Raw genomic sequence first — 20,472 nt, 5'->3', positions numbered from 1 at the left:
ATGATGCCTCTGCAATTTATCTTATGTTTAATTGCAGGGGCATTGATTGCCCCTAGCCTTGCCCCTTTTGACATCCCCTACCTTGCACTTGCCCCGCCGGCACTGCTTTACTTACTCAGCTATCAAAAAAATACCACTCAGGGCGCCTTATTGGGCTGGGCCTTCGGTCTTGGTTTTTTTGGCAGCGGCGTATCTTGGGTTTTTGTCAGCATATCAGAGCACAGTCAAACCCCCCTGCCCTTAGCTGTTGGCTTAACAACACTCTTTGTCGCCGCTTTAGCTTTACTGTTTAGCGTGCAGCTCTACCTGTGGAAAAAGCTTTTTTCCGCACGGATGCCTGTACTCAGTTTTATCGGCTTATGGATACTATTTGAGTGGGTTCGAAGCTGGCTTTTTACCGGCTTCCCTTGGTTATATTTAGGCAATGCTTCCTTAGATACCCCTTACCAAAACCTTCTTCCCATCGGCGGAGTCTGGCTCGCTAGTAGCGCTATTTTAATCACCGCCTTAGCGATTGCCGAGCTAATTAGGTCACGCAGCCTTCTTCCCTTACTTATAGCGCCTCTCCCTTTAATTGGCTGCTACTTATTACCCCCCTTGTGGACTGAACCTAGCGAAAACAGCTTATCCGTCGCGATTGTTCAACCCAACATCGCACAAGCGATCAAATGGAATCAGGGCTACCGTGAAGACATATTGACTCAATATGAAACGCTCACCCGCAATCATCTTGATGCTCAGCTGGTGCTTTGGCCTGAAACCGCCATCCCTGCCCTGTTTCGTTACGCCGCAGCACCTTTGGCTGAACTGCTCAATGACCTCGATAGCAGTGGCACAACGCTCATCAGCGGCTTACCCAGCGCCATACCCGATAGCGAACACCCTAAGGGTTACCTTATCCATAACAGCTTAGCCATACTCACCAATGGCAGCGGGGTTTACCATAAACAACGGTTAGTGCCCTTTGGTGAATACGTACCAATGGAAAAAAGCATTCGGGGTTTATTTGATTTTTTCAACCTACCGATGTCTAGCTTCTCATTACCAACGTCACAGCAACCGCTGCTCAGTGTTGGCCAGACAAAACTCAGCGCCGCAATCTGTTATGAAATCGCCTACCCTGAGTTAGTCCGCACCTCATCGAGTGACGCGGATATGTTACTCACAGTATCGAATGACACCTGGTTTGGTCGCTCTATTGCGCCAGCACAACACCTCCAGATCGCCCGCGTACGGGCAGTAGAAAATGGGCGCTGGGTGATTCGAGGCACGAACAATGGCATCACCGCACTCATCAACGCACAAGGCGCAATCGTACAGCAGTTGCCACAGTTTCAATCAGGGGTATTACGCGGTACCGCGCAAGGTATGCAGGGGCAAACACCCTATCAGCAATATGGGGCGCTGCCTGTTTTATTACTTGCCCTAATCCTCACGCTGATCCCTTTAGGTCAGCGCAGAAAACGAGACAGCCGAGAGCGCTACCCTAACTTTAGGTAAGCGCCACCCTACTGTCTAATTACTTAGGCCAGGGAGCTGAAACGCGCTTAAAGTACACGTTCCCACAATCGTTACACGGCTTAATTTTTTCCGTTTTATACAGATTAAATTGAGTACCACAATTTAAGCATTCAAGGGTACCGACCGTCGCCAGCTCGCCCGCCATATATTGTTCATCCGTATGATCTAAACGCTCTCGAAGCGCCTCTTGCCCTATACGGGTTTGATCGGCAATCAACTTCAGCTGCTCAATCAGCGTCTGCTCCAGCACATTCAGATCAAAACCTAACCATGCAGCTAAACCTTCGCCGGTTTCATTCGCGTAATACCCTAGTTTTTTCAGGTCTCTCGCTAAATAAGCCTTAAGCAGATCAAGCTCATCCCGCGTCATCTCCTCCGCGGCCAGTTCAAGTTCAACAGCATCATGGATCTTCTCTTGTAAAAGATCCCAAGAACCCGCTTCGGTATTTTCAAGGTCTTTTGTAAGGCGTAATAAGACCCTATCGTAGTCCTCAGAAGCTAATTTCTTTTGGTTATCATTATTTTGCGACATAAAACCACCTCGTTATGAGCGGAAACTCTGTTTGCTTACCTGTATATATTGTATGCTATACGCCAATAAGCAAACTTTTATTAACCGGCATCAAGAGATGCCGGTTTTTCTATCAAAGGCATCACGATTTACGAACATGAACGAACAATACCGCCCACAAAAGATTGAGCCACAGGTCCAGCAACATTGGAAAGATAACGATAGCTTTAAGTGCGAAGAGGATCAGCAGAAAGAAAAGTTCTACTGCTTATCCATGTTTCCGTACCCAAGCGGTCGACTCCATATGGGGCATGTTCGTAACTACACTATCGGCGATGTAGTTTCCCGTTACCAGCGTATGCAAGGTAAAAATGTTCTCCAGCCTATGGGTTGGGATGCATTTGGCCTGCCCGCTGAAAACGCAGCGATGAAAAATAACGTAGCGCCGGCTAAATGGACCTACGAAAATATCGATTACATGCGTAATCAACTCCAATTGATGGGGTTTGGTTATGACTGGAACCGTGAACTCGCCACATGCCATCCTGAATACTACCGTTGGGAACAATGGTTCTTTACTAAGTTGATGGATAAAGGCCTCGTTTACAAAAAAGAAGCTGAAGTAAACTGGGACCCCGTCGACCAAACCGTACTCGCCAACGAGCAGGTTATCGATGGCCGAGGCTGGCGTTCAGGTGCTTTAGTTGAGCGTAAAAAGATCCCCCAATGGTTCCTTAAAATTACAGACTATGCTGACCAGCTACTCTCTGATCTAGATAAACTAGATGAGTGGCCGGAGCAAGTTCGCACGATGCAGAAAAACTGGATCGGGCGCTCAGAAGGTGTTGAACTCACCTTTGATGTAGCTGACTACGGTCCGCTAGAGGTATTCACAACACGCCCTGATACATTGATGGGGGTAACCTACGTTGCCGTGGCAGCCCAGCATCCGCTTGCACAGCAGGCCGCGAAAAATAATCCTGACCTTGCTGCATTTATCGACGAGTGTAAAAACATTAAGGTTGCCGAAGCAGATATGGCAACCATGGAAAAGAAAGGGATGGCGTTAGGTATCAACGCTATACACCCGCTAACGGGCAAAGAAGTCCCTGTATGGACCGCTAACTTTGTCCTAATGGATTACGGTTCAGGCGCAGTCATGTCTGTACCCGGCCATGATCAACGGGACTGGGAGTTTGCAACAAAATATGGACTAGAGATCAAACAAGTGATCCGTCCATTAGATGATTCCCCCGTCGATCTGAGCGTTGAAGCCTACACAGAAAAAGGCGCGTTGGTTAACTCTGGCAGCTATGATGATTTAGACTTTGAAGTGGCCTTTAAAGCCATCGCAGCGGACCTCGAAGCCAAAAACAAAGGGAAAGTCACTGTCAACTTCCGTTTACGTGACTGGGGCGTATCTCGCCAACGTTACTGGGGTGCACCCATCCCCGTCATCAACTGCACACGTTGTGGCGCGCTACCGGTCCCTGAAGAACAGCTACCCGTCGTACTACCAACGGATGTTGAGTTTGATGGCAGCGGCTCGCCGATCAAAAAAATGGAAAGTTTCATCAACACCACCTGCCCAAGCTGTGGCGGTCCGGCAGAACGTGAAACTGATACATTTGATACGTTTATGGAATCCTCATGGTATTACGCGCGCTACGCTTCACGCGGCAGCGAAAACGCCATGCTCGAACCGGAAAAAGCTAACTACTGGCTGCCTGTTGATCAGTACATTGGCGGTATAGAACACGCCATTCTTCACTTATTATATTCACGCTTCTTCCATAAGCTGATGCGTGATGAAGGCTTAGTCGATAGTGATGAACCGTTCAAACGCCTACTTTGCCAAGGCATGGTATTAGCGGATAGCTTCTACTATGAAGACGATAAAGGCGGACAAGTTTGGATTGCACCTAACGAGGTTGACATTGAAACCGATGAGAAAGGCCGCATTACCAACGCCACCCATCGCGCAACAGGCAAAGCGTTAAAGCATGACGGCATGTCTAAAATGTCAAAATCAAAAAACAACGGTATCGATCCTCAAATAATGATCGATAAATACGGTGCTGACACTGTCCGTTTGTTTATGATGTTTGCTGCACCGCCAGAGCAATCATTAGAGTGGTCTGACACCGGTGTAGAAGGGGCTCATCGCTTCCTTAAACGCCTATGGAAACAGGTTCATGACCATCTAAATGTAGGTGGATCATCAGCAGCTATCGATAAAGATAGCCTGACCGATGTGCAGAAAGAGCTTCGTCGAAAAGTCCATTCGACTATCCAAAAAGTAAGTGACGATATGGAGCGCCGCCAAACGTTCAATACAGCGATTGCCGCGGTAATGGAGCTTTCCAATACCATCGCTAAATTCGTTGATATTAGCGAACAAGGCCGCGCAGTTATGCAAGAGGCGCTTGAAGCAGCCGTATTGCTACTGTCACCTATTGTGCCTCACATTAGCCATCAGCTATGGCAAGAACTAGGTCATACTGAAGCACTGACCGCCCCATGGCCGACGGTTGATGAGTCTGCTCTTGTCCAAGATACTGTTCAGCTTGTTATCCAAGTCAACGGTAAAGTCAGAGCTAAAATAAACGTCGCTGCTGATGCAGATGAAGATGTTGTTTTGCACACTGCGCTAGCGGATGAAAACGTACAAAAACATATGGTAAATAAAACAATTCGTAAAAAGATTGTTGTACCGGGTCGCTTAGTTAATATTGTTGTAGGCTAAAACCAAGTCGCCGGTTAAGGAGTAAAGATGATTAAACAGTGGAAAGCAGGAACAGGGAAACTCATTTTAATAGTGACGCTGTTCAGCCTTATATCAGCATGTGGTTTCCACCTTCGGGGAATACAGGATGTATCTGAAGATAAAAAACTGGTCATACTGACGCCCGGCAATACTGATAATCAATTACTCCGTAGCCTGCGACGTAACATGAAATTTAACGGTATTACTGAAGCAGCCAATGCTAACTATCAGATCCGTTTATCAAATTTCCGTTATAAGCGACGTGCCGCCACCATTAGTAGCAGTGCCGACGTAGATGAGTATGAGATCTCGGTTGAGGTATCCATGCTGATCTTAGATAGGCAGGGGCAACCACTAACGCAGAACATTAAGATCCAGCGTGACCGAATCTATACTTATGACAAAGATGCCGCCGCGGCCAGTTCAGAGCAAGAAGAACTGCTGCGTGGAGAGCTATACGACTCCATTGCCCAAACCATCTTACGTCGTTATTTAGCCAGTAATAACACGCAACAATGAAGCTACGCCCTGAGCAACTGAGTGCCCAGCTAAAAAAAAGCTTATCGCCGGTCTATTTTATTACCGGTGATGAGCCGCTTATTTTAGAAGAAAGCACCGACCTGCTCCGCCACCATATTCAACAACAGGGCTTCAATGAACGCGAAGTACTCCATGTGGATGGCAGCTTTAGTTGGGAATACTTACTAGAATGCGCCAACGCCCTCTCCCTTTTTGCCGAAAAAAAGATTATCGAGTTACGGCTGGGCAGCCAAAAGCTCAACAAAAAATCCAGTGACATTCTACAAAGCTACCTCAGCAATCCTGCACCCGACAATATTCTCTTAATCACTGCCGACAAATTAGACGGTGGAGCGAAAAAGAGTGCCTGGTTCAAAGCGATTGATAACTGTGGCGTGATTGTCGAGATATGGCCCGTAGAAGCGACCCAACTCCCCAACTGGATAAGACAGCGGGCAGCGCAAACTGACCTGCAACTCAACGAAGAAGCGATCCAACTCTTATGTGACCGCATTGAGGGCAACTTACTCGCGGCGAAACAAGAGATTAGTAAGCTAAGCTTGCTGTTTCCACATCAAGTCGTGACCGCTGATGATGTGATCGCTTCCGTATCCGATAGTTCTCGATATGATATTTACGGCTTAACCGATGCCGCCTTAAATGGACAAGCCGCCCGCTGCTGCAAAATATTACAAGTCCTTAGACAAGATGGCACCGAGCCCCCTATTGTGCTCTGGGCTTTATCAAAAGAGCTCCGTAGCTTATCGGCGATTCAACAAGCCCAGCAAAGCGGGCAGTCTTTTGATACGGTTTGCCAACGGGAAAGAATTTGGGGCAAGCGCAAGCCCTTAGCACGGCAAGCTGCACAACGTATTTCAACGGTACAAATCAATCTCGCCTTACAACAGTGTGCCGAGGTCGATAAGATTGTTAAAGGCCTCGCTAATGGCGACGCTTGGCTTCTGCTGTCCGCCATATCCCTTGCGCTTGCAGGACAACCTCTCACCCTACTAAACCCAGCATCTTACGCATAAGCCAGCACAGCCCTAACCGCGGCCCACGACTCAGCTAGCCCAAAATCAATATGTTAGCTATGATAACAATAAACATTTAAGGCCCATTATCGCCCATGCACTCAACCTTTTTTAGATCAGCACTACTGTTATCAGCCCTACTCCTCAGCGGCTGTGAAGAAACGCCCCCAGAAAGAATGAAAACAGGTGAAGAGATCTATAGCTATTACTGCAAAAGCTGTCATGAGCAGAAAGGGCCCGGCGCAGAGATGGAAAGGTATTCAGGTACAACGGCACCTAAACCTTACAAAGTGATGCTGATGATTAAGTTCGATAAAAGCACCACCAAACACCACACGACAACATTCAATCAATTGTCAGACGAACAAGCTGAAGCGGTGTCTGAATACAGCGTAAGCCTTATTGAAAAGCAGCTACAAAAATAAATACCGGTGATCACATATAGGGCTGATAATATGCCTGTATGCGTTTTAGGTCACTGTCGTAATCACCCGTGGTATGAAACACACCTAAAATGCCACCACACTTATGCTTATAATCGATAAACCCAAGCACAACCGGCACGTTTGCCCCGTGGGCTATATGGTAAAACCCTGACTTCCAATGGGAAACGTGCGAACGGGTGCCCTCCGGCGCCATCATTATTTTTAGATCCGAATAGAGCGTAAACTTTTCCACGGTTGCTTCAACCATGTTCTTCGTTTTAGCACGATCAACCGGAATACCGCCCATCCAGCGCATCAAAGAACCAAAAGGGAATTTAAAAATCGTGGCCTTACCGACCCAATGTAAAGGCATCTTCAGCGCAAAAGCGATCATAAGCGAAAACGGCATATCCCAATTAGTCGTATGGGGCGCAGCAATTAACACACACTGCCTCACCTCTTTAGGAAACACCCCTTCAACCTTCCAGCCACAGAGTTTTAAGACCATGATAGATAGGAGCCGCAAAAGCGAACTAATCACAGGGGTTGTAAACATTGTGTTAAGCCACATCCAAAACACGCCTCTATTTTATGAAAGAGATAGATTCATATACTAAGAATAATGAAGGATTTTAAGCGTTTTGTCTGTAAACCCTTGGCAGGTTAAGTGGGGCGCTAACATTTCCAGCTCACACCCCTGTGCCAGCCCCCTAAAGTAAGAGGCAGCCGTTACGATCAAACCAAACAGTGCACCACATCCGTCGCCAATTTTATATTGTCATGCAGTGGACAGCGTTCACACACCTCATTTAGAAACACCTGCTTCTCGGCCTCCGTCAGGTCCGCATCAATAGCCGCTTCAACCCGAATCTGCTGAAACCCTGTACGGTCATCAGTTGGCTTACCCAGTAGACCCATAGAGTTAAGATCAGCTTCCACTTTAATGCTCATCCCCCTAAGGTTAATTTTTTGCTGGCCCGCAGCAATCTGACCAATACTGCCGATACACCCCGCTAAGGAAAACAAAAAATATTCCAAAGGCGTGGGCCCCTCGTTACCACCCCCATTCGCCTTTGGCTGGTCAATCACAACATGATGTTCACGAATATCTGCGCTGATTGCACAACCAGAACCCATATTTGCCGTAACCGTGATTGTTTTTACACTCATCAACGCGCTCCTAGAAAACAATTAAATTAGATATATCTAATACAATAGATTCATCCATATAAAAAACAATGGCTAAGATCAAAAAGGCGTTATCTATTTTGGTTACGAAAACATAAGAGACAAGATCAAGACGGTGTTCATTCGACGTGATAGTGATGGATTTGCTCGGGCTGATCGACGCTACAGCAAAAAGCACAGGCATAAAAAAGCAGCCAACAGGGGCTGCTTTAATGGATTGATCACACGCGCGTTTAAGCGATTAGCTTACTTTCTCGCCTTTCGCCTGTAAGTCAGCATGGTATGAGGAGCGCACCAGTGGGCCGCAAGCTGCGTGAGAAAAACCAAGCTCTTTCGCAATACGTGCAAACTCATCAAATTCGGCAGGCGTCACGTAGCGTTCTAGCTTAAGGTGATTACCACTCGGTTGTAGATACTGGCCTATCGTCAGCATATCCACATCATGGGCACGAAGATCTTTCAGTACGTCGATAATCTCTTCATTCGTTTCACCGATACCCACCATTAACCCTGATTTTGTTCTTACATTTGGGTTTTTCGCTTTGTATTTTTTCAGCAAACGTAACGACCACTCATAATCAGAACCGGGACGTACCGCTTTATACAGGCGCGGCACCGTTTCCATATTATGGTTTAAAACATCGGGCGGGGTTTCAGACAAAATATCAATAGCCACATCCATACGACCGCGGAAATCGGGCACCAAGATCTCCATTTCAATCGTCGGCACCTGTTTACGGGTTTCACGTACGCAATCGGCAAAATGCTGAGCACCGCCATCACGCAGGTCATCACGGTCAACGGAGGTCACCACAACATAGCGCAGCCCCATATCAGCGATAGCATCCGCCAACTCTTTAGGCTCATTCTTATCCAGTTGATTAGGGCGACCATGGGCCACATCACAGAAAGGACAACGACGTGTACAGATATCTCCCATGATCATGAAGGTCGCAGTGCCATGGCTAAAGCACTCGCCTAGGTTAGGGCAACTTGCTTCTTCACATACGGACGCTAATTTATGCTTTCTGAGCTTGTCTTTAATACGCTTTACTTCAGCATTGGAGCCCATCCTAACGCGTAGCCACTCAGGCTTACGTAGCATCTCGTCTCTCTCAGTTGGGATCACCTTTACTGGGATGCGATCGACTTTATCAGCGCCACGTAATTTGACGCCTTGCTCTACTCGTTTTTTCGCCGTAACTTTATTATTTTCAGACATTTAGACTCAATCCAGAGTGGTTTTTCGGGTGACTTCTGAATACCCGAGTTTACTAATCAAATGGTTAAGTAAGCACTGGCTTGCTTGGGCCTGATCAAGGCCCTCTACCAACATACCTAACTGTGTCATTTCCATGCCCGCGTATCCACATGGATTTATTCTTAAAAAAGGCTCTAAGTCCATCGCGAGGTTCAATGCAAGACCATGAAACGAACAGCCACGCCGAACTCTCAAACCCAGCGAAGCGATCTTTCTATCATCAACATAAACCCCAGGCGCATCCGGCTTGGCATACGCTTTAACCTGAAAGTCATTCAGTGTGTTGACAACGGCATCTTCCATTATCGTCACCAACTCACGTACGCCAACTTTTTTACGCTTAAGATTAAGCATTAAGTAGACGATCGCTTGCCCAGGACCGTGATACGTCACTTGACCACCACGATCAACTTGCACAACCGGGATATCACCCGGATTTAAAAGATGCTCCTGCTTACCCGCTTGCCCCTGTGTAAACACAGGCTCATGCTGTAAAGACCAAATCTCATCGACGGCGTCTGCGTCACGCTCATTAGTAAATGCCTGCATACGTAACCACGTAGGCTCGTAAGGCAATAAACCAAGATCCCGTACAATTAGCTGATCTGACAGCATCAAATCACCATTTTTACGCGATCAGAAGCAATTAATGCTTCATGCAGTGCGGCCAACTGCTCCACACCTTGAGCGGTAATCGTAAATCGTACTGATTGGAACGTACCGTTACGACTGTCTTGTATAGTGACAGAGGTAAAGTCGAAATCAGGCACATGGACCTGAACAATATCAATCACGAACTCACGAAAATCATCATCGTTCCGGCCAACCACCTTAATAGGGTAGTCAGGGCACGGAAATTCAATTTTAGGGGGTTCCTGCTGCTTAACTGTCATTATAAATACCACTGATCACTAACATTCACTCACCCCTCATCAACTTACGTTGAAAAGCAGCAAAGAATTCAAACATTTTCTGCCATATAGGCCCCGGATGACCGTCACCAATCACCTGCCCATCAACTTCCACCACCGGCACAACACCACGCGTTGAGCTAGACACCCAAACTTCGTCTGCAGAAAGAAGCTGTTCATAATCTATATCGACTTCTTGAAACTGAATCGCATGCTTATCTGCTAACTCAAGCACCAGCTCACGGGTAATGCCCCCCAAAATCTCCGAACTGCGCTTAGGCGTATAAAGCACACCACGCTTCACTAAGAACAGGTTGCAGGCGGAACCTTCCGTAAGCTTATCGTTACGTGAAAATAGGGCTTCTTGAACGCCTTCATCTTTTGCTTGCTGCAATACCAAAATATTCGGTAACAAACAGGTCGATTTGATATCACAACGGTGCCAGCGTAGATCTTCTGTGACGATCGCTTTTAGTGGAACAACACTCTCCGCGCCCTCACCCCAGACATCTTTTATCGGCGTACAACAAGCAAAAACCGTTGGTTCTAATGAATCATCATAAGCATGGCTTCGTTTACCCGCATTCCCACGGGTCACTTGTAGGTAAACCGATAAGTTACCGCCGCCATTTTTCCGAACAAGCGTATCTAGAATCTCATTCCAGTTACCCTCGTTTTTAATCCGCACCGCGCGTAAACTGTGGTTCAAACGCTCTAAATGCGCTTGCAGCCGAAAGCCCACACCCTGATAGAAAGGGATAACCTCATACACACTATCGCCAAACAGAAAACCACGATCAAAGACCGAGACCTTTGCTTCATCTGCCGGTAAAAACTCGCCATTGAGATAGACTATATTCATATTACCTAAACGCAAACACCCGCATCTATGTTAGAAGCACTGGCAAAAGTAGTAAACTTTCGCTTCGGCTTTTACTATAAATGCGGGCGTCCGTGCAATTTTTAAAGGGCTAGCGTCTAATTCTTACCCAATTAGACTGGTAAAGAACAACAAGATCGCGTGCCAGATACGCTTCAATAAGCCCGCTTCAGGAATCGCTTCCATCGCCACTAACGGCACTTCAGTAACGAGTTCACCATCTAAGGTAACACGGACTTTACCAAGTTCTTGACCTTGAGCAATCGGTGCGGTGACAACACGATCAACGTCCATTGTCGCTTGTAACTTATCAGCCTGACCACGTGGAATAGTAACCGACAGTGATTCAGCAATGCCCATCCGTAGCTGGTCTTGCGTCCCTGACCACACTTTCGTTGTGTTCAAGACCACATTACTTTTATACAGCTGATGTGTACGGTAATAACGGAACGCATAAGATAATAACTTCTGGCTCTCACGTGCACGCGCCTCTTCATCTGAGGTACCCAGTACAACGGAGATTAAACGCATACCATCACGTTTTGCCGACGCAACCAAGCAATAGCCCGCCGCATCCGTATGACCCGTTTTTAATCCATCAACGGTTTTATCACGCCAAAGCAGTTTATTACGGTTAGGCTGACGGATTTTATTATAGGTAAAATACTTCTCTGAATAGATACCGTAATGCTCAGGGAAATCTTGAATAATCGCTTTAGCCAATAACGCTAAGTCAAACGCAGACGATTCATGACCTTCAGCCGGTAATCCTGTCGCGTTCATAAAGTTAGTATTACGCATACCTAAAAGTTTAGCGTGTTGATTCATTAGATCAGCAAACGCCGCTTCACTGCCCGCAATATGTTCTGCGGCAGCAACAGACGCATCGTTACCCGATTGAATAACGATCCCCTTCATCAGGTCACCCAAGCGAACTTGCGTTCCCTCACGAATAAACATGCGCGAACCTTGTGTACGCCACGCTTTCTCGCTGATTAAGACTAAGTCTTCTGTGCTTACATTGCCTTTATTCAGTTCGTACTCAAGGATATAAGCCGTCATCATTTTAGTCAGGCTGGCCGGTGCAAATCGCTCATTCTCGTTTTTAGCCGCGATAATCTTGCCTGTATCCGCATCGATAACAAGGTATGCCGTGGCAGCAATCTGCGGCTCCGCTGGAATTAAGCTCGCCCCGTGTGCCACATTGACGATAGCAACCGTCAAAAACAGCAGTCTTAATACTTTTGAAATTTGACTAGAAAACACCTTTTTAAACCCAACCTTATTAAACATGTTCATCCAAAAACGATTAAAGAAACCTACGCAATTTCACTGTTTATTATCTACTACAACAGACAAAATCACCTAAGTTTCAGAATTACTTTAAGTCCACTCAACGCCGCAGGTAACTGTACTTAAGCTATTAAGGGAAGTCCACCAAGCGAGGGGTTGCATAGCCCATTTGTTCGACCTGTTGAGTTAAATCTGTCAGCGATGTTGTACTCTTTAAAGGGCCTATTTGAACCCGATGCAACACAACACCCTGACTATTAGTAACGGGACGAATAATCACCGCTAACTCTTTAAGCAAAGGCCTTAGCTGGCTTTCCACATACTCGGCCGACGCACGACTAGAATACGCGCCTACCTGTAAATACTTTCCAGCCACGGACGTCTGCTGCTCAGCCACCGGCGTGGCGATAACCGCACCCGTGTTTTGCCATGCACGCGGATCAATGGCTTCAATTTTCACATGCGCAGTACCTTTGCTTAACATATCAAGCTTGGACGCAGCCGCATAAGAAAGATCGATCAAACGGTCATCATGGAAAGGGCCTCGATCATTCACTCTCACGATAACTTGGCGGCCATTAGCCAGATTGGTGACACGTAGATAAGTAGGCAACGGCAAACTTTTATGGGCCGCTGACATCTTATACATATCATACACCTCACCATTAGAGGTTTGGTGACCGTGGAATTTACGACCATACCAAGACGCTGTCCCGGTTGCGATATACCCCAGAGAACTCGACATCACAGAGTACTGTTTGCCTAATACCGTATAAGGACTCTTATTTCCTCCTCGGCTTTTAGACTCGATGCGTGGCACAGCATCCTTCACATGGGACACATCAACCGGCGCGTCCGGCGCTTTATCGTGCCTCATTGAGTAGCGGCCACTATTTTCACTCGTTGAGGAGCAACCCGCCAGCAATCCAATCAACCCAAAAACAAGGAGCTTTTTATACATAATTAACTCTACTTCTTATTTTTTACTGTAGATTCGACCGGAGTGGCCTTTTCATATGCCATTTTCACCTGCTCACTTAAACGATAGACCGCCATCGCATATAGCTTGCTGTGATTATAACGCGTGATAACGTAGAAATTATGCAGCCCTAACCAATACTGCTCATCCTCACCCATCTCTAAACGCATCAAAATCGCTTTACCTTCGGGTGGAAGTGTCAGTTCAGGCTCAACGCCTCGCTGCTGCCAATCAGCAATCGTGAGCTCTGGAATCAACCCTGCACGGCCTTGGCTAAACCAAGACTCATCCGTTGGCTTGTTAAATGAAACTCCGCTAATGACAGGCTCGCCCGCAGCCCACCCGTGTTTAGCAAAATAGTTAGCAACACTACCGATCGCATCGGTTTTATTGTTCCAAATATCCCGTTTACCATCATTATCAAAATCGACAGCAAAACTACGATAGCTGGATGGAATAAACTGCCCAAAGCCCATTGCCCCGGCATAAGATCCCTTATGCGCAGTAATATCGGTGCCTTCCTCTTTCACAAGACGAAGATACTCTTTTAATTGGCCAAGAAAAAATTCACTGCGTCGCGGGTAATCAAAGCCTAAGGTTGCCACCGCATCTAACACACGATAACTCCCCATAATGCGGCCATAACGTGTTTCAACACCAATGATTGAGACAATCACCTCGGCAGGCACACCATAAGTTTGCTCAGCACGGGTCAACGCTTCCTGATTTTCCTGCCAGAACTGGACACCCTGCTTAATGCGTTTATCTTGTATAAAGATCTTACGGTATTCGCCCCATGTTAAGCTTTTTTCAGCCGGACGGGAGATCGCTTTTAAGATTGACTGCTGGCGTTTGGCCTCGCCTAACACCTCTTTTAAATAGGCTTCACTAAAGCCTTCCGCGCTCATCTCAGCAATAAACTCTTTGGCTTGTGGATAATCCACATATGAACCAGTCAGAGGGGGTTCAACCAATGTTTCTTCTACTGCGGGTTTAACCGGCTTAGCCTGCTTCACCGTAGGCTTCGATACCGGCTGACTTGGTTTTACCGCCGAACTGTCCACGTCTTTTTTTACACTTTCCTTTTCTGTCGCAGCAGCGGATGGCTCTGTTGAAGTAGCACAACCATTAAGAAAAAGACTGACCGACACAATAACCGTAAATAATAAAGACTGATTCACTCTACACTCCCAAAAACAATAGACACACGATAAACACATCAATACCCGATGCTCACACCAACCCGCTTAGGCTCATACACCTAGACAACCTTATTTTAGAAGCATGGTTCTATAACTATAGACCGACATAATCATCCCAAAGCCCGCCATCAGCGTAACAATAGATGTACCACCATAGCTAACCATAGGAAGCGGCACCCCCACAACAGGTAACAAGCCACTCACCATACCTATATTGACAAAAACATAAACAAAGAAGGTTAAAATTAGACTACCTGCCAACAAACGACCAAAACTATCAGGCGCTCTTGCCGCAATAACCAGCCCGCGCGCAATGATCAGCAGGTATAACGTTAATAATATGAGTACGCCAATGAGGCCAAGTTCCTCAGCAACCACCGCTATAATAAAATCGGTATGTGATTCAGGTAAAAAATCGAGCTGTGATTGCGTGCCACTCAGCCAGCCCTTACCGTCAATGCCCCCTGAACCAATCGCTGTTTTCGACTGAATAATATTCCAACCGGACCCTAACGGATCGCTTTCGGGGTCAAGAAAGGTCAAGACTCGCTGCCGCTGATAATCTTTCATCACCGCCCATAAGCCAGGCAGTGCAGCCGCCCCGATCCCTACAGCAATCAGGATATAACGCCATAAGATGCCTGAGAGTAAAAGAACAAACACACCCGATAGTGCAATCAGTAAGGAGGTGCCAAGGTCAGGCTGCTTCATAATCAATACGGTTGGCACACCGATCAGCGCCAAACTAATAAAAACATGTTTAAAGCTCGGCGGTAGCGGCCGATGCGCGAGATAATAGGCAACGGTTAGCGGCAATATAAGCTTCATAATCTCTGAGGGCTGAAACCTAAAGCCTGGGAGCGCAATCCACCGCTGCGCACCTTTTGCCCCAACCCCAAAGAGCATGACACATACCAGTAACGCGACCCCGATAACATAAAGCCAAAGTGCCCAACGGCCAAAAAATCGCGGTGTCAGCTGGGCTAGAAAAACCATCACCACAAAGCCCGCACACATACGTATCGCTTGGCGGGTGACATACCCCATATCTTGGCCCGAGGCGCTATAAAGCACAAACAAACCAAAACCACAGAGTAAAAACAGCAGCAAAAGCAGCCAGCCATCTAAACGGGTGTAACTCCAAAGACTCGGGCGTTGACGAAGGTGATCATGCGCTTCTGGCATATAGCGCTCAAATTCACGATTACTTATCATCCTTAGCCTCAACTAATGGATCCGTACCGAGGAGGTACGCATCAAGAATCTTACGCGCAATAGGCGCTGCCGTACTTGAACCGCCACCACCGTTCTCAACAATCACAGCGATCGCAATTTTAGGGTCTTCCACTGGCGCAAATGCAACAAACAACGCATGGTCGCGATGAATCTCTGCTAATTTATCAGCGTCATACACGGCATCCTGTTTAATGCCGACCACCTGCGCAGTCCCCGTTTTACCGGCAATTTCATAACTAGAATTAGCACCCGCGCGTCGGGCTGTACCCCGTTTAGAGTGCATCACGTCACGCATGCCTTTAATAATGTCATTCCAATGCTTATCTTTATTAAGCACCACATCCGCTGGCGGTAGTTTGCCACCCGAAAAATCGGGTTTCTCTAACACTTCGGCACCGGCATCATTAATGATCTTTGTGCCTTTTAACATCCGCGGCGCAATCCACTCACCTCGGTTAGCAATAACCGCCATCGCTGTCGCTAACTGTAAAGGCGTAGCCACAAAGAACCCCTGCCCGATACTCATATTTAACGAGTCACCGGTATACCAAGAGGTTTTACGTGATTTTTTCTTCCACTCTTTAGACGGTAATATCGCGCCAAGCGCTTCAGGCAGGTCCAAACTGGTAACGTGACCAAAGCCAAACATACCTAAGTATTTTGACATAGGGTCGACCCCCATTTTATGGGACACATCATAGAACCAAGTATCACACGACTGGGCGATCGCATCATACATATTGACCCGACCATGCCCGACCTTTTTCCAATCTCGGTATTTACGACCACCGTGGGTTAACGAGTACCAACCGGGATCAAAAATTGTATAACTTGGGGTGACAATGCCGCTATCAATCGCGGATAGAGCAATGATCGGCTTGATGGTGGAGCCGGGCGGGTAACGACCACGGATAGCACGGTTAAACAGTGGAAGGTCCGGTGATTCCCGTAACGCATTATAATTTTTCGACGAGATACCGGTCACAAACATATTAGGATCATATGCGGGAGTAGACACCAAGGTCAAAATCCCGCCTGTTTTAGGGTCGATCGCCACAACGGACGCGCGTCGCCCCTCCAACAACTTTTCGGTAATCTGCTGTAAGCGCAGATCCAGATGTAAAACAATGTCACTACCTGGACGCGGATCACTCCGCTCCAATACGCGCATGACACGGCCACGGGCGTTAGTTTCTACTTTCTGAAAGCCCACTTCACCATGTAGCTTGTCTTCGTAAAACTTCTCAATCCCCAGCTTGCCGATGTAATGGGTTGCGGCATAGTTGGTGGGATCCACACGGCCCAGCTCTTTCTCATTAATACGCCCAACATAACCCATCGCATGAACCAGCGAAGCGCCATAAGGGTAATAACGTATTAATTCGGCCTCGACACGAACGCCGGGCAAACGGTGATAGTTTACTGAGATTTTGGCAATTTCATCTTCCGTTAAACGGAAACGAACGGGAATCGATTCAAAAGGTCTGCGGCGTTGATATAAGCGCTTTTTAAAACTTTCAATTTCACGCTCAGTCAACGGAATGAGGGATTGCAACTCAGCCAAAGTGGCATCAAGGTCGCTAACCTCCTCTTTTAAGATCGTAACACTGTAACTTGGCCGATTATCGGCCAGCAGCACACCATTGCGGTCATAAATCAGCCCCCGTGTAGGCGGTACGGGCTGCAACTGTACGCGGTTAGCTTCCGACATCGCCGCATAGCGGTCATGCTCTATCACTTGCAAGTAATAGAGCCGTACCACCAGCACACATAACATCACAATCACAACAAAAAATGCCAGTACGGCACGCGCTTTAAACGTGCGACTCTCTTTTGAGTGGTCTTTTAGGCGCTCTGCTGCCATATCCGTTAGTGCTTCTTCATATCGATACGTTAAACAATCTTATTTATGATAAGGATGACCTTGAATGACAGTCCAAGCACGATAAAGTTGCTCAGCTAGCATCACACGGACCAATGGGTGGGGTAAGGTTAACGCAGACAGTGACCATTTTTGATCCGCTATCGCGGAACAACGGCTATCTAAGCCATCAGGACCACCGATTAACAAACTAATGTTACGTCCATCCATACGCCAATCTTCAACTTGTGCCGCGAGTTGCTCAGTTGACCAGTTTTTCCCTAAGACTTCTAAAGCGATAACACGGTCCCCTTTGGGGATCGCCGCAAGCATTTGGTCGCCCTCCTGCTTTTTGGCTTTCGCCACGTCACTGCTTTTGCCTCGATGTCCTAAAGGCAACTCAATCATCTCTAATTGAAAGTCATTAGGTAGGCGCTTCTCATACTCGCGATAGCCTTCATTTACCCATGAAGGCATCTTTCCACCAACAGCTATGATCCGAATTTTCATAAAAAGTTTTATGCGTCTTTTTCAACGCCCCATAGGCGTTCTAAATCATAGAAATCACGCGCATCCGGCATCATGATATGTACAACCACATCGCCTAAGTCGACCAGTATCCAATCACTGACACTTTGGCCTTCAGAGCCTAAAGGCAAAAGACCGGCCGCTTTAATTTGAATACCCACTTCTTCCGCAATCGCCCCCACGTGACGTTTAGAGGTACCACTCGCAATAACCATATAATCGGTAACGGTGGAGCGGCCTCGCACATCAAGATCAACGATCTCTTTTGCTTTCATATCTTCTAGGGCGTTATGAACAATCTCAATTATTTTTTCAGTTTGCATTATTTCGCTTCAATTAGTTAAACCGTACAGACGGTTGTCTTGGATATAGTGCCAAACTTGATCTGGAAACAGATAACGCGGGGAATGCCCCTGCGCTATAGTTTGGCGAATCTGGGTAGCTGAAACCCCAATGGGGGTCAACTCGTGGAAAAGCACAAACCCAGCAGGCGTTGACAGAACTTGCTGTAAATTCTCAGCTTGGTGCTTTTCAGTAAACATCGTTAATTCATCACACTGCGGCATACTATAACCGGGCCGCTTAACCACAATCAGGTGGGCAAAATCAGTAAAGCGTTGCCATTCATGCCAATGGGGCAACGTCTGATATGCATCCATCCCCATAATCATGCAGATCGGCACATCGGCACCGAGCTCACTACGGATCGATTCTAACGTATGTAATGAATACGATGGATTTTTGGACTTAATTTCTCGGTCATCTGCCGCCAACGCAGGCTCATCGGCAACCGCCAATTCTACCATTTTTAGGCGTTGCTCTGCGCTTCTACCTGGGGTTGCGCGATGGACAGGGTCTTTTGAAGGTATTAAACACACCTTCTCAACACCCATCCACTGTTGTAGCTCTAACGCAGTCCTTAAGTGGCCGTTATGGATAGGGTCAAACGTCCCCCCCATAAACACATAAGCATTAACCGTCATACACTCATTACTGCCTAATATGCCCATCACCCAGAACAACATACTTTTCTGAGGTCAAACCATTCAGGCCAACAGGGCCACGCGCATGAATTTTATCGGTCGAGATGCCAATTTCAGCGCCTAAACCATATTCAAAACCGTCAGCAAAACGGGTGGAAGCATTCACCATCACTGAACTTGAATCCACTTCACGTAAAAACGCACGTGATTTTGTATAGTTTTCAGTAATAATCGAATCGGTATGGTGTGAGCCATAACGATTAATATGGGTGATCGCTTCATCCATCGAGTCGACCAATTTAATCGACAAGATAGGGGCTAAATATTCAGTTTCCCAATCCGCTTCAGTCGCTTTATTAATCAGCGGTAGTAACGCACGCGTCCGTTCACAGCCTCTTAGTTCGACACCCGCAGCTTGATAGCGTTCAGATAGTTCTGACAAGAGTTCAGGTGCAATGGCGCTATGCACTAACAGGGTTTCCATTGTATTACAGGTGCCATAACGGTGAGTTTTTGCATTCAACGCAACATTCACCGCTTTACCCGCATCCGCTTGATCATCTATATACACATGACAGATACCATCAAGGTGTTTAATTACCGCCACCTTAGCATCACGCGAAACACGTTCGATAAGCCCTTTGCCGCCTCGAGGTACAATGACATCCACATATTCGGGCATTGTAATCATCTGACCCACCGCTTCTCGATCCGTCGTTTCAACCACTTGGACTGCATTTTCAGGTAAGCCTGCGACCTTTAAACCTTGTTTTATGCAGCGAGCGACAGCCTGATTAGAGTTAATCGCTTCAGATCCCCCGCGCAAAATGGTCGCATTACCCGATTTAAGGCACAGACTCGCAGCCTCTACCGTTACATTAGGACGGGATTCATAAATAATACCGATCACACCTAAAGGCACGCGCATCTTACCGACTTGGATACCACTCGGTAGATATTTAAGATCATTAATCGCGCCAACAGGGTCAGGCAGTGTAGCCACTTGGCGAAGACCTTCGATCATTGTATCGATTCGTGCGTCCGTTAGTTCTAAACGATCTAACATCGCCGAATCTAAACCGTTATTACGGCCATTATCTAGATCTATAGCATTCGCCGCATGCAGTTCCGGTCGGCTACTGTCGATCGCATCAGCCATTGCCAACAATGCCTGATTCTTCAAGCGGGTATCTGCCTTTGCAACTAAGCGAGCCGCAGCACGTGCGTTTTCGCCTAATTCGATCATGTATTCTTGTACGTTCATCGCCGTCCTTCCTATCAATAAGCCCAGTATTATACCCGCCATACAACGTGCGGTCATGGTCAGAATGCAATTGATATTCACACTCGCCGTAATGAACTGTTATTATCTG

At 47.0% G+C, this 20,472-nt stretch carries 22 protein-coding genes; 5 read left to right on the top strand and 17 right to left on the bottom strand.

Translation table 11 applies throughout. From position 1 onward, the window contains the following. Positions 1–1,500, top strand: a complete 1,500-nt coding sequence (gene lnt, locus A3773_RS12385) for an apolipoprotein N-acyltransferase (RefSeq protein ID WP_067986475.1) — start codon at positions 1–3, stop codon at positions 1,498–1,500. Positions 1,501–1,519: 19 nt separating this feature from the next. On the opposite strand, the gene A3773_RS12380 is transcribed toward lnt, so the two are convergent. Next, positions 1,520–2,053, bottom strand: coding sequence for a zinc ribbon-containing protein (locus A3773_RS12380; RefSeq protein WP_067986473.1), 534 nt, complete (start codon positions 2,051–2,053; stop codon positions 1,520–1,522). A gap of 136 nt (positions 2,054–2,189) precedes the next feature. Between A3773_RS12380 and leuS the strand changes: the two genes are divergently transcribed. The 4 genes from leuS to A3773_RS12360 all read left to right on the top strand — a co-directional run bounded on the left by leuS (position 2,190) and on the right by A3773_RS12360 (position 6,777). After that, positions 2,190–4,778, top strand: coding sequence for a leucine--tRNA ligase (leuS, locus tag A3773_RS12375; RefSeq protein ID WP_067986706.1), 2,589 nt, complete (start codon positions 2,190–2,192; stop codon positions 4,776–4,778). A 27-nt stretch (positions 4,779–4,805) separates the two neighbouring features. Then, positions 4,806–5,318, top strand: a complete 513-nt coding sequence (locus A3773_RS12370; RefSeq protein WP_067986471.1) for an LPS-assembly lipoprotein LptE — start codon at positions 4,806–4,808, stop codon at positions 5,316–5,318. Beyond that, positions 5,315–6,352 carry a DNA polymerase III subunit delta gene (gene holA, locus A3773_RS12365; protein WP_067986469.1) on the top strand — a complete coding sequence of 346 codons (1,038 nt, stop codon included), beginning with the start codon at positions 5,315–5,317 and terminating at the stop codon, positions 6,350–6,352. The genes A3773_RS12370 and holA overlap by 4 nt, the downstream gene beginning before the upstream one ends. A gap of 95 nt (positions 6,353–6,447) precedes the next feature. Further along, positions 6,448–6,777 carry a c-type cytochrome gene (locus A3773_RS12360; RefSeq protein WP_067986467.1) on the top strand — a complete coding sequence of 110 codons (330 nt, stop codon included), beginning with the start codon at positions 6,448–6,450 and terminating at the stop codon, positions 6,775–6,777. Positions 6,778–6,787: 10 nt separating this feature from the next. Here the strand turns inward: A3773_RS12360 and A3773_RS12355 are convergent, their stop codons facing one another. From A3773_RS12355 to A3773_RS12280, 16 genes are all read right to left on the bottom strand, one after another. Continuing rightward, on the bottom strand, positions 6,788–7,348 hold the full coding sequence (locus A3773_RS12355; protein WP_067986465.1) for a lysophospholipid acyltransferase family protein: 561 nt from the start codon (positions 7,346–7,348) through the stop codon (positions 6,788–6,790). A gap of 164 nt (positions 7,349–7,512) precedes the next feature. Beyond that, on the bottom strand, positions 7,513–7,947 hold the full coding sequence (locus A3773_RS12350; RefSeq protein ID WP_197462778.1) for an OsmC family protein: 435 nt from the start codon (positions 7,945–7,947) through the stop codon (positions 7,513–7,515). 10 nt (positions 7,948–7,957) lie between these two features. Further along, on the bottom strand, positions 7,958–8,149 hold the full coding sequence (locus A3773_RS12345; protein WP_067986462.1) for a hypothetical protein: 192 nt from the start codon (positions 8,147–8,149) through the stop codon (positions 7,958–7,960). Positions 8,150–8,206: 57 nt separating this feature from the next. Beyond that, entirely contained in the window at positions 8,207–9,187 is a 981-nt protein-coding gene (gene lipA / locus A3773_RS12340; RefSeq protein WP_067986460.1) for a lipoyl synthase, read from the bottom strand. A gap of 6 nt (positions 9,188–9,193) precedes the next feature. Further along, entirely contained in the window at positions 9,194–9,841 is a 648-nt protein-coding gene (gene lipB, locus A3773_RS12335) for a lipoyl(octanoyl) transferase LipB (protein WP_067986459.1), read from the bottom strand. Next, positions 9,841–10,119, bottom strand: coding sequence for a YbeD family protein (locus A3773_RS12330; RefSeq protein WP_067986456.1), 279 nt, complete (start codon positions 10,117–10,119; stop codon positions 9,841–9,843). Before A3773_RS12330 ends, lipB begins: the two co-directional genes overlap by 1 nt. Positions 10,120–10,144: 25 nt before the next feature. Next, entirely contained in the window at positions 10,145–10,999 is an 855-nt protein-coding gene (locus A3773_RS12325) for a D-amino acid aminotransferase (protein ID WP_067986455.1), read from the bottom strand. Positions 11,000–11,122: 123 nt separating this feature from the next. Further along, positions 11,123–12,316: a D-alanyl-D-alanine carboxypeptidase family protein gene (locus A3773_RS12320; protein WP_075109561.1), complete on the bottom strand. Its 1,194-nt coding sequence runs from the start codon at positions 12,314–12,316 to the stop codon at positions 11,123–11,125. A gap of 124 nt (positions 12,317–12,440) precedes the next feature. After that, the gene (locus tag A3773_RS12315) at positions 12,441–13,271 is read right to left on the bottom strand and encodes a septal ring lytic transglycosylase RlpA family protein (protein WP_067986453.1); all 831 of its coding nucleotides are present in this window, start codon (positions 13,269–13,271) and stop codon (positions 12,441–12,443) included. A gap of 8 nt (positions 13,272–13,279) precedes the next feature. Further along, the gene (gene mltB / locus A3773_RS12310; RefSeq protein ID WP_067986451.1) at positions 13,280–14,470 is read right to left on the bottom strand and encodes a lytic murein transglycosylase B; all 1,191 of its coding nucleotides are present in this window, start codon (positions 14,468–14,470) and stop codon (positions 13,280–13,282) included. Between the two features lie 90 nt (positions 14,471–14,560). Further along, positions 14,561–15,703 (bottom strand): rod shape-determining protein RodA, encoded by a 1,143-nt coding sequence (gene rodA, locus A3773_RS12305; protein WP_231902210.1) that lies wholly within the window; start codon positions 15,701–15,703, stop codon positions 14,561–14,563. Continuing rightward, positions 15,696–17,591 carry a penicillin-binding protein 2 gene (gene mrdA / locus A3773_RS12300; protein WP_067986447.1) on the bottom strand — a complete coding sequence of 632 codons (1,896 nt, stop codon included), beginning with the start codon at positions 17,589–17,591 and terminating at the stop codon, positions 15,696–15,698. The genes rodA and mrdA overlap by 8 nt, the downstream gene beginning before the upstream one ends. Before the next feature lie 39 nt (positions 17,592–17,630). Next, entirely contained in the window at positions 17,631–18,098 is a 468-nt protein-coding gene (rlmH, locus tag A3773_RS12295; protein ID WP_067986446.1) for a 23S rRNA (pseudouridine(1915)-N(3))-methyltransferase RlmH, read from the bottom strand. 8 nt (positions 18,099–18,106) lie between these two features. Continuing rightward, on the bottom strand, positions 18,107–18,439 hold the full coding sequence (gene rsfS, locus A3773_RS12290; RefSeq protein WP_067986444.1) for a ribosome silencing factor: 333 nt from the start codon (positions 18,437–18,439) through the stop codon (positions 18,107–18,109). A 9-nt stretch (positions 18,440–18,448) separates the two neighbouring features. Further along, complete coding sequence (gene nadD / locus A3773_RS12285) at positions 18,449–19,141, bottom strand: nicotinate-nucleotide adenylyltransferase (protein WP_231902204.1); 693 nt, start codon at positions 19,139–19,141, stop codon at positions 18,449–18,451. Continuing rightward, positions 19,107–20,363: a glutamate-5-semialdehyde dehydrogenase gene (locus tag A3773_RS12280; protein WP_067986440.1), complete on the bottom strand. Its 1,257-nt coding sequence runs from the start codon at positions 20,361–20,363 to the stop codon at positions 19,107–19,109. The genes nadD and A3773_RS12280 overlap by 35 nt, the downstream gene beginning before the upstream one ends. Positions 20,364–20,472 lie beyond the last annotated feature (109 nt).

The organism is Neptuniibacter pectenicola (assembly GCF_001597735.1).
GTDB lineage: Bacteria > Pseudomonadota > Gammaproteobacteria > Pseudomonadales > Balneatricaceae > Neptuniibacter > Neptuniibacter pectenicola.
The sequence above is the reverse complement of the archived record's forward strand: the minus strand, read 5'-3'. Positions and strand labels throughout refer to the sequence as shown.